The organism is Oceanobacillus halotolerans, from assembly GCF_010993955.1.
Classification (GTDB): Bacteria; Bacillota; Bacilli; order Bacillales; family Amphibacillaceae; genus Oceanibacillus_A; species Oceanibacillus_A halotolerans.
This window is the reverse complement of the sequence record NZ_WIXL01000018.1, coordinates 44140-54376: the sequence shown is the minus strand read 5'-3', so window position 1 is coordinate 54376 and position 10237 is coordinate 44140. Positions and strand designations below refer to the sequence as shown.

The 10237-nt window shown below is 38.0% G+C and carries 9 protein-coding genes, 1 rRNA gene and 1 pseudogene; 5 read left to right on the top strand and 6 right to left on the bottom strand.

Features of this window, described 5'->3' with window-relative positions:
- Positions 1-152: ribosomal RNA gene (locus GHC26_RS15095) — 16S ribosomal RNA — on the bottom strand; the annotation flags it as partial.
- 503 nt (positions 153-655) lie between these two features.
- Positions 656-1291: a hypothetical protein gene (locus GHC26_RS15090; RefSeq protein ID WP_163972084.1), complete on the bottom strand. Its 636-nt coding sequence runs from the start codon at positions 1289-1291 to the stop codon at positions 656-658.
- Positions 1292-1481: 190 nt separating this feature from the next.
- Here GHC26_RS15090 and GHC26_RS16085 point away from each other — a divergent pair, with 190 nt between their 5' ends.
- The 3 genes from GHC26_RS16085 (at position 1482) to GHC26_RS15080 (ending at position 4142) form a co-directional block, all read left to right on the top strand.
- Positions 1482-1616 (top strand): hypothetical protein, encoded by a 135-nt coding sequence (locus tag GHC26_RS16085; protein WP_264175963.1) that lies wholly within the window; start codon positions 1482-1484, stop codon positions 1614-1616.
- 115 nt (positions 1617-1731) lie between these two features.
- The gene (locus tag GHC26_RS15085; RefSeq protein ID WP_163972083.1) at positions 1732-2862 is read left to right on the top strand and encodes a CAP domain-containing protein; all 1131 of its coding nucleotides are present in this window, start codon (positions 1732-1734) and stop codon (positions 2860-2862) included.
- Positions 2863-2918: 56 nt separating this feature from the next.
- Positions 2919-4142 (top strand): MFS transporter, encoded by a 1224-nt coding sequence (locus GHC26_RS15080; protein ID WP_226376960.1) that lies wholly within the window; start codon positions 2919-2921, stop codon positions 4140-4142.
- Between the two features lie 388 nt (positions 4143-4530).
- Here the strand turns inward: GHC26_RS15080 and GHC26_RS15075 are convergent, their stop codons facing one another.
- From GHC26_RS15075 to GHC26_RS15065, 3 genes are all read right to left on the bottom strand, one after another.
- On the bottom strand, positions 4531-6003 hold the full coding sequence (locus GHC26_RS15075) for a protein adenylyltransferase SelO (protein ID WP_163972081.1): 1473 nt from the start codon (positions 6001-6003) through the stop codon (positions 4531-4533).
- A gap of 158 nt (positions 6004-6161) precedes the next feature.
- Positions 6162-7115: a DMT family transporter gene (locus tag GHC26_RS15070; RefSeq protein WP_163972080.1), complete on the bottom strand. Its 954-nt coding sequence runs from the start codon at positions 7113-7115 to the stop codon at positions 6162-6164.
- 113 nt (positions 7116-7228) lie between these two features.
- Positions 7229-8143 carry a phosphatidate cytidylyltransferase gene (locus tag GHC26_RS15065; RefSeq protein ID WP_163972079.1) on the bottom strand — a complete coding sequence of 305 codons (915 nt, stop codon included), beginning with the start codon at positions 8141-8143 and terminating at the stop codon, positions 7229-7231.
- Between the two features lie 99 nt (positions 8144-8242).
- Here GHC26_RS15065 and GHC26_RS15060 point away from each other — a divergent pair.
- Positions 8243-8799 (top strand): annotated as a pseudogene (locus GHC26_RS15060) (hypothetical protein).
- A gap of 541 nt (positions 8800-9340) precedes the next feature.
- Here the strand turns inward: GHC26_RS15060 and GHC26_RS15055 are convergent.
- Positions 9341-9820, bottom strand: coding sequence for a hypothetical protein (locus tag GHC26_RS15055; RefSeq protein WP_163972078.1), 480 nt, complete (start codon positions 9818-9820; stop codon positions 9341-9343).
- 221 nt (positions 9821-10041) lie between these two features.
- Between GHC26_RS15055 and GHC26_RS15050 the strand changes: the two genes are divergently transcribed.
- Positions 10042-10218 (top strand): hypothetical protein, encoded by a 177-nt coding sequence (locus GHC26_RS15050; RefSeq protein ID WP_163972077.1) that lies wholly within the window; start codon positions 10042-10044, stop codon positions 10216-10218.
- The last annotated feature ends 19 nt before the right edge of the window (positions 10219-10237 follow it).

Genomic DNA, 10237 nt, shown 5'->3' with positions numbered 1-10237 from the left:
TTACAGGCAGGTTACCCACGTGTTACTCACCCGTCCGCCGCTCGTTCCACAAACATCCATCCGAAGATTTTAGTTTGCTTCCCGCGCTCGACTTGCATGTATTAGGCACGCCGCCAGCGTTCGTCCTGAGCCAAGATCAAACTCTCCATAGAAAAAGTTTGTGCAAGATTGACACCAATCAATCTTACGAAATTCTTAGCTTTCATTCGTACTTGACATACTGGTTGTTTTGTTCAGTTTTCAAGGATCAATTATACGTCGTTTTCCAACGACAGCTAATCAATAATATCATAGATAATTGATAAAGTCAATACCTTTTTGTTAATCTTGTTTAATGCTCGCCTTTTCCTTAAAAGCGACAATAAATACTATACCACACTATCAAACTAATAGTCAACATTTTTTGCTTTCACTTCTTGTTTTGTGCGGCAGATATATAATATAGCACGGATTAATTACTAGCGCAATAGAATAGTACAGCCAATTTTTTCTATTTAATTACTTACGTTTACTAGTTTAGCATGCCAGTATAATATAGAAACATACACTGATCTCCTAACCTTTTCGAACCTGAAGTAACCATAAAGAACATATCTATGAATAGTTAGCTTTGAAACATACAAAAGGGGCAGTCATTGTGGACTACCCCTTTTGCTTACTCTTCTTCAAATTCATCTGGATATATTAATTCGTCAAAGACTTCTTGTGTTTCATAGTCTTTTACATAGATCGTTACATTTGTATCATCAGGATCAGTGCCATCGAATATTTGATAATACATCCCTGAAAAACCAAGTCCAAATGCGGCAAAGCCATCCATACTATTTTCATAAGCCTCTCTGTCAACTTCCAATGTGAATTCGGAAAAGGAATTATTATACGTTATATCTTGAATCGAAATATAATCTTCATTATTCTTCATCTCTTCTACCGATTTGCCGAGATCCGCCTTAATTTCCTCCATCATGTCTTTATGCACTGATTTTGACATCTTGTAGGTAACAGACCCATCTTCATTTTGCGTAACATCACTAACTCCATTTTCTTTTGCTTCCTCTATACTACTTTCCATATCCTCTCCCTCAAATAATGAGGCGGGTAATGTTACTTCAACATTTAACAAATCTTTATCCACTTCCATATTACCGTCATCATTTGTTTCGCCATCTTTTTGTTGCTCTGTTGCTTCTTCTTCATTTTCAGTTTCCTTACTATCTTCCTCATCTGTTGCACCACATGCTGTAAGTACAACCAATGCTATAGCTAAAAAGGTAAACCAATTTTTCTTCATCTAAAAATCCCTCCCTTTATCCTAGTTGTTCTAACTTCTTCCTCACATTTATTTATCATACACAATTAGCTGTACAAAAAAATGTATATGATTATTTTTAAACTATAAAACCTAGCTCATTCGGTAGGGGTTTTCGACGTACAGGACGTACTAGTACTGGCGTTGTCACAGGACGTGACGGGTTTAGCCAGTGAGACGTACAGGACGTACTAGTACTGGCGTTGCCATTGACGTGACGGTTTTAGCTAATGAGACCACAGGACGTGCTAGTGCTGACGTTGTGATTGACGCGGCGTTCTTAGTCAGCCTGCCAGCTAATACGTGATAAGCATTTTTCTAGATTATAAGGGTGGCTTTTTCCGATTCTTCTATTATAATGGAATCAATCAATGGTAATAATGGAACAATAGGATTTTTGGTACGTGACAGGAGTGTTCGGTTTGTCTAAATTACGAAAACTAATCTTTTTATTACTAATAGCAGGTACGCTTTGGCATTTTTATGGGGAGACTTACCAGCAATCTGGAGTTCAAGGTGTTATATCAGATGTACAATCTGATTTCCACAATTTCACACAAAACCCTAAAGTATCGAGCATCATGGATACAGTAAAGCAGGAGATCCATTTATTATATAATCAGTTAACCGACAATGAGCAAGATAATAAACCTTCCGACGAACCTAATATCGAAAAACCTGAGTTAGATACACCTTCAGAACAAACCTTTTCCATCCATAATGTTGAAATTGGGGATAGTCGTTCACAGGTTGAGGAGCAAGTAGGCCCCCCACAACGCTCATCCTTAAATGAATATGGAGTCGATTGGGTTACCTACCATGAAAATTACCAAAACTTTTTTATGGCTTCTTATGATGATCATGATCAAGTTGTTGGACTATATACCAATCAAGATTTAATAACCTCAACACAAGGAATTACACTTGATAGTTCTAAGGAAACCGTCTTAACAACATTTGATGAGCCACTCAGAAGTATACGTAAAGGATTTGTAAACTATCAAGTTGAAAACACTGGTGATTATCACACCTTCCAAATTGATCAAAATTATGTAACCATTTTTTATGATAAGCATGATAACCATTTGGTCTCCGCCATACAGATCATTCATGAAGACCTAGAAAATCAAAAGGAAAAATTTTATGGGAAACCAAGTGATTTATTAAAAGAAGGATTTGAATATCAATTATTTGATCTTACCAATGCCGCCAGAGCAAAATACGGGATTCCAACCTTAACGTGGGATGAAGCAGTCAGAACAACAGCCCAAGATCATAGTAAGGATATGGCAGAGAACAATTATTTTAGCCATAACAACCTGGAAGGACAATCCCCTTTTGACCGAATGACAGAAGATAACATTGAGTATCGCATGGCAGGAGAAAATCTTGCAGCAGGTCAAACTAGTAGTATCTTTGCTCATGAAGGGCTCATGAACTCATACGGCCATCGGGAAAATAAATTAAAAGAAGAATTTACATCACTTGCGGTTGGGGTCGGTTTTGGTACAGATGATCAACCTTACTTTACAGAAAATTATATAACAAGATAAAAAGGTCTTTCATATTATTGAAAAAAGAGTAAAAGAGGGAAATAATGGGGAATTCAATGGCAAAGCGTAAAAATCAACAATCTTATCAAGCAAACCAGCAACCAATCTATCCCATCTTATTCATCATTGGGACGTGTCACCTATTAAACGATACATTGCAGGCGGTTGTTCCCGCTATGTTTCCAATTCTGGAAAACTCACTCGGACTAACCTTTACACAACTTGGTTTAATCGCATTTACATTAAATATGGTGTCCTCTGTGATGCAACCTGTAATTGGTTTATATGCAGATAAGCGTCCCATACCATTTGCGCTACCATTAGGGTTGACAGCTAGTATGGTTGGAATGTTTGCACTTGCGTTTGCACCAAATTTCTGGACGATTTTAATTAGTGTTTTATTCATTGGACTTGGCTCTGCTATTTTCCATCCTGAGGGTTCCAGAGTAGCATATCTTGCTGCAGGGAATCGCAGAGGATTAGCACAATCCATTTATCAAGTTGGCGGAAATTCTGGTACAGCACTTGCACCAGTTATAACAGCACTCGTCTTAGTGCCATTAGGTCAGTTTGGCGCAATTTGGTTTACGTTGATTGCTGGATTGGCAGTCATCTTTCTCATCTATATAGCAAAATGGTACACATCACAAGTACGGAATCCTGGGAAAACAAAAACAAAGGAAAATACGACAACGAAGAATAAAAAACTCTCCCATGCAATAAGAGGAGCACTCATTGTCCTGGTCTTCATTGTGTTTGCTAGATCATGGTATACGAGTGTCATTTCAAACTTCTATGCCTTTTACGCAATTGACGAATACGAACTAACGATTGCACAATCTCAAGGTTATACATTTACCTTTCTATTAGCGGGAGCAGTTGGTACGTTCTTGGGTGGACCTTTTGCAGACCGTTTTGGAAAAAGGAATATTATTTTGTTTTCCTTATTAGCTGCTGCACCATTAGCATTGCTTCTCCCATTTGCAGGACCATTTTTAGCAATTATTTTACTTGCTTTACTCGGTGTTATTGTATTATCTAGTTTTTCGGTTACGGTCGTTTATGCGCAAGATTTAATCCCAGGGAAAATCGGGACGATGGCAGGACTGATAGTTGGATTAGCATTTGGCATGGGTGCAATCGGTTCAGTTGCCCTAGGATCCTTGATTGACCTGATTGGATTAAGCCCAACCATGATGATTACTGCCTTTTTACCATTACTTGGACTGTTAACCTTTATGTTGCCATCTGATGAAAAAGTGGAGAAGTGGTATCGTTGATTTTTAGCATTTATTAGTGTAATAGAAACTACTACTATACTAATTCTTGAATTTAAAAAGGAGGGAAACGTAACGGTGAAAGAAATACGTTGGAAACAAAGATTTGAATAGTATTATTTTCTATCAAGCGTTTTTTGCATATAAGAACCATCTCATAAAATGACAGTTTGGCTATCGGTGGATTCTCTCTCATTATTTGATGCTATCTACCGTTACAGCCTCGCTATCGGTCGATTCCCTCCCATTTTTCGATGTTATCAACCGTGACACTGTAAGAAGACAACATATAAAAAAATAGCATACCAATCATTGCGATTGAATATGCTATGTCAACTCCTCATTTTATCTAGACCATCGTCTCCCCACACATCACGCATATCCCCAACTGTCATGTACCACAATACGTTCGATAAGGCTGAGCAGACGGTGGCGGTGGTGTTGTATATTTATCCTGTCCGGGGGTATGTGCATATGGCTTTGCAAGTGCATCTAACAGCTCATCCATCACACTGTAATCCCCCTGATCCACAGCCGCTTCAATCGCCTCTTCCACTCGATGGTTTCGCGGAATTAGTGCTGGATTATTGTTTCGCATCAATTCATGTGCACGAGCTTTCGATTCCTTTTGTCTATCTAGTCTTCGTTGCCAACGCTCCTGCCACTCTTTAAACTCAGGACTGGCAAACAAATCCGCATTTTCAAGGTTATCAAATGTTAAGGCTCGGAATGTATTCGTATAGTCTGCACGGTATTTTTCCATCAAACGAAGAAGGTCTTCAACAAGTGGTTCATCCTGCTCCTCTTCGTTAAAAATTCCAAGTTTTCCTCTCATTCCCGTAAGCCAGCTACTGTGATACAACTCCTTAAAATTTGAAAGTGAATCTTCAGCAAGCTTGATCGCCCTATCCTGATCTTCATGAAGCAGTGGCAATAAGGTTTCAGCAAATCGTGCTAAGTTCCACAAACCTATACCAGGTTGATTGCTATAGGCATAACGTCCTTGTCTATCAATCGAACTAAATACCGTGGCTGGGTCATATTCATCCATAAAGGCACACGGACCATAATCAATCGTTTCTCCACTTATCGTCATGTTGTCGGTATTCATTACACCATGAATAAAACCTACCAGTTGCCATTTGGCGATTAGCTTAGCCTGACGCTTTATAACCCCCTTAAGTAGGGAAAGATATGGGTTCTCATCTGTTTCCAATTCTGGAAAATGACGGTTTAAAGCATAATCAGCTAAAACTTGAAGCTCCTCATTTGTACCCCAATTTGCAACATATTGATAAGTTCCAACTCGTAAATGACTGGCAGCAACCCGCGTTAGAATAGCACCAGGCAGTTCGGTTTCCCGTTGTACCGACTCACCAGTTGTCACGACTGCTAAACTGCGGGTGGTAGGAATTCCAAGTGCATGCATCGCTTCTGAAATAATGTATTCTCGCAGCATTGGTCCAAGTGTTGCACGACCATCACCACCACGGGAATATGGCGTTCTACCCGAGCCTTTAAGCTGAATATCAAACCGTTTATCTGATGGAGTAATTTGTTCTCCAAGAAGGATCGCTCTGCCATCACCTAACATTGTAAAATGGCCAAATTGATGTCCTGCATATGCTTGTGCAAGAGGCGTAGCACCATTAGGAATTTCATTGCCTGCAAATACGTTGGTAATATCGTCGCTTTTTAGTAACTGAACATTTAAGCCTAAAGCTTTTCCCAGTTGTTCATTTACAATACGCAACTTTGGTGATTTTACTGGAGTCGGGTTTTGTCTTGTATAAAATAATTCCGGCAGACGAACATAACTGTTATTAAAGCTCCATCCGATTTCATTACTATTTTTCTGTGTCATGGTATCTCCTTTTTAGCTTTCGTTTTACTATTTATGTTTAACACGTGGTTATTTATTATGCAGCTTTGTTCTAAAAGGCTATTGGTACCATAAATGCCTTCACGTCCCATACTAACCACCCCATTAAAGAGTCGATGTTCCATGAAAGCCTCCTCACTTTAAACCGTTTTATTAACTTTTGAAATAGTTGACTGTTGTCCTTGACCTTTATAATTGACAGCAATGATTCCTAATGCAACAAGTGTTAACGCGCTGATTATATAGATATTTAGCTTTTCTCCTTGTACAAACATGGCAGATAAGACAGCCCCAGAAACTGGGGTAATAAATTTAAACATGCTAATTGCCCCTGCTTTATGGAATTTCAGAATAGAGTACCAAAGTGCAAAAGCGGATGCAGAAAGAACAGCAGAATAAACGAGCAGAACCCAACCAAATGGGGTGAAAACAATCGCATCCTCACTCATTCTCGGAACACCGATCAACAACAAAATCCCAGCACCAATTGAAAGCTGCCAGCCTGTTAATGCGAATGGGTGAATCCCAACTGCAAGTTCCTTTGCCATAATGGTACCAATTGCACCAGTCAGTGCAGCGAGTATCATGTAACCTTCACCTGTTAATTGGAAGCTAAGCTGGAGCTCTTGACCCCAATTTGCCACAATAACGCCAGCGAAACCGGCAACTAATCCTATTGTTTTTTTCCAATTCAAGCGATCATTCCAATAGAAAAAGTGTGCTAATATAACCGTGAAAAAGGTTCCACTTGATACAAGAATAGCTCCTTGCATGCCAGATACTTTTCCTAACCCATTATAGAAAAAATAATATTGTAAAGAGGTTTGAATGATCCCGAATAACACTAAAAACAAAAACTGACGTGACGTTACGACAAGATGTTTCCGATTAACGAAAAACACACCAATTAACAAAATAAGTCCAGCCATTAAAAAACGCCAACCCGCAAATACAACTTTGGCTATTGTATCATTTGGTGCCATTTGTAGTTCTTCATAACTTATTTTTAAAACTGGGAATGCACTCCCCCACAATATTGCACAAAAAACAGCGATTGAGACAACCACCCATTTTTTCTGTAATAGACGATCCATTTATGTCATCTCCTGCGATAATTCCCTAAACAAACACCTATTATAACTTACGATTATAGAATGGTCACAGATTTAGCCTTTGACATTCGACAAAATTCGGGGAGTGACAGGCACTACATAAAATCAAAGAAGTAGCGAATGATGTGGAAAAAAATGGGTGATGTATAGGTCAGACTATCAACCCTTGTTAAATAGCGACCTTCCATAGTTATTGGCTTTTCACTATTCCCAATCAATAAATCTCGCTTGAGAACCGAGATCGTTATACTCCCAAAGTACCCCGCGACACTAATAATCACACCAGATAAAATACCGAATGTAATTCCAAAGGGTGTAAGATAAGGATATAGAATGTAAGAAACACACGTTGTCACCACTAATGCTCCTATAAAGCCTTCCCAAGTAATGGTCGGGTTAGCAGATGGGATGACCTTTCTTTTTCCAATATAAATCGAGACAAGGTATTGAATGACATCATTTAACTGTGTCAAAATAATTAAAAATAATACTAAATTTGCACCAAATGCTGGAGATGCAAATTGATAATAGGCTAGGTGACTAAGTCCAAACACCATCAACATTAATCCCCATTGCGTAAAACTAACAGACCGAAGAAATCCTACTGTTCCTTTTCCAATTGTTCTTGGTAATGGTAAAAATAAAAAAACATAAATCGGAATAAAGACAATAAACATTCCATACCAACCAATGTAAATCCAGTAAAATTGAAATGGAATCATGAGATATGCCCAAAGAAATAAGCGTCTATCCGATTTTCTCGACTTCATCATGGAAAAATACTCTCTTAAAGCAAAGAAACACAGGACCATGATTGTAAGTAGTGATACGACTGGCGTAAATAATGTAGCAAAACAAAAAACAACAAACATCCCCCACCACGTTTTTACACGAAGCTGAATTCCGGAGAAATCCTTCGTTGGTTGTTTCTTTTTGGCAACATAGAATAGAATTGTTGCCACTAGAAGGGTTAAAAAGATACTAAATAATGTCCAGACTGTTTGAACCATCACGCACACCCAATCTTTTTTATAAAAGCTGCATTCATTTTACAAGATATCGTTTATAATGGAAAGATGGGAAACGATTTTAAAATGGGGGAATGCCTGATGAGTGGTGATCATTATGTATATATTATGCTTTCTGATACAGGTACCTTATTTACGAATTTAATTAAAAAATACACAAAGGCACCTTACAACCATGTCTCCCTTTCGTTTGATCCTGAACTGAAAGAACTATACAGTTTTGGACGAAAAAATCCAAAAAATCCCATACACGGCGGGTTTGTTAAAGAGGATGTTTTAACAGGTACCTATAGTCATTATAAAGACACGACATGCGTTATTTATAAACTAGAAGTGACAGAGCGTGAAATGGAGAAAATGAAACGAATTCTGAATGTATTTATTAAAAATGATAATAAGTATCTATATAATATCCTAGGAGTCATTGGAGTTTCCTTAAAAGAACCAATCGAATTTAGTAACTCCTTTTTTTGTTCCCAATTTGTTGCCGAAATCCTTCATCGTTCAGGTATAAAACTTTGGGATAAACTTCCAGTAATGGTTACACCAGATGATTTTTTTTTCGGAAGAACGAACGTCTTGAGTTAATCTATGAGGGGAAACTATTTGATTTTGATCCTATTAAAAGACAACTTTAATTTAATAGAATGATTATTTACAAGGTAATGTATTTAGTATAGATCTAGTATGGCTTTTCTCTTAGTGCGTGTTCAAAAAGGAGGATTAAAAGGACCGATTCGCCTAAGGTCTCAGGCATCCTGTTGCAACGCCTCACGCTAACGTCCTGTGACAACGCCAATACTAACACGTCCTGTGCGTCTCATTGGCTAAAATCGTCACGTCCTGTGACAACGCCAATACTAGCACGTCCTGTGCGTCGAAGTTCGAGGAAGCGTAGATTTGAGTAGCGGACTTCCACAGGATCTGGTGACTTCTACGTTGTTCACAGGACGTGGACGGTTTTAGTAGAAGCTCCTTAGTGCATTTAATACATGAGTAACGGAAAAGCAAGCTAACAGAAACACCGATGCGTCATTTTCACCAGACTTTTTGAACAACCCCTCTTAGGTTAGAAGGCATATAGCGAAGTATTTATCTAGGGATTTGTTCTTTGTAAAAGTGAAGTTAGGAAGAGTTACAATAGAAGTTGTCCATCCATTTCATACATTATGCTGTAGATTAATTCTCATGAAGTTTTTTAAGAATACCTATTTCTCGTTCATGTTTATTGCTTTTTTCCCAGAGCAATTCATTATCGATTTTAACTAAATCGATAGCCTCTAGGATTTCTTCATGCTGGGCTTTATTACTTGCATTTATGGAAACTATGTCTTCTTTCATTGCCGAGATATCTTTCTTCATTCCTATTTGTTCTTCTTTCATTGCCGCGATATCTTGCTTCATTCCTGTTTGTTCTTCTTTCATTGCCGCAATATCTTGCTTCATTCCTGTTTGTTCTTCTTTCATTGCCGCAATATCTTGCTTCATTCCTGTTTGTTCTTCTTTCATTGCCGCGATATCTTGCTTCATTCCTGTTTGTTCTTCCTGCATTGTTGAGATATTTTCCTTCATTATTGTCTGGTCTTCCATCATGGAACCTACCGTTGTAATTAACGTAGACAACATACCTTCCATTCGATCTAATTGTTTTTGACTCATGTTATTCACCTCCTTCTTATCTACTTATTTTATCCTAAATTTTAAAAATAAGATAGACAGGATTTGTTATATTTTGATAGGCATTTTTCTTAGACAATGTTTAGTCATTCATTTAAATCTGTACCCTTTTCCCCCGTCAGTGTGATATCATCATGCAAAGAAACTAACAAAAATAAACAAACGTTCTTCCAAAAGGATGATGCTATTAAGGGGGTATATTCATGCTTCAAAGTATATTGCTCATCGGCGCGATCATCGCCTCCATTTTATTTATGGTTTATGATCATAACATTAAGAAAGAAATGAAGGCACGTAAAAATACGATTGAATCTCAACACGCTTTGATCGAAGTGTTAGGAGAACGCTTAAAAGTAAAGGAATCCTTAAACGAAAAATGAATTGATATTTGCCAACATA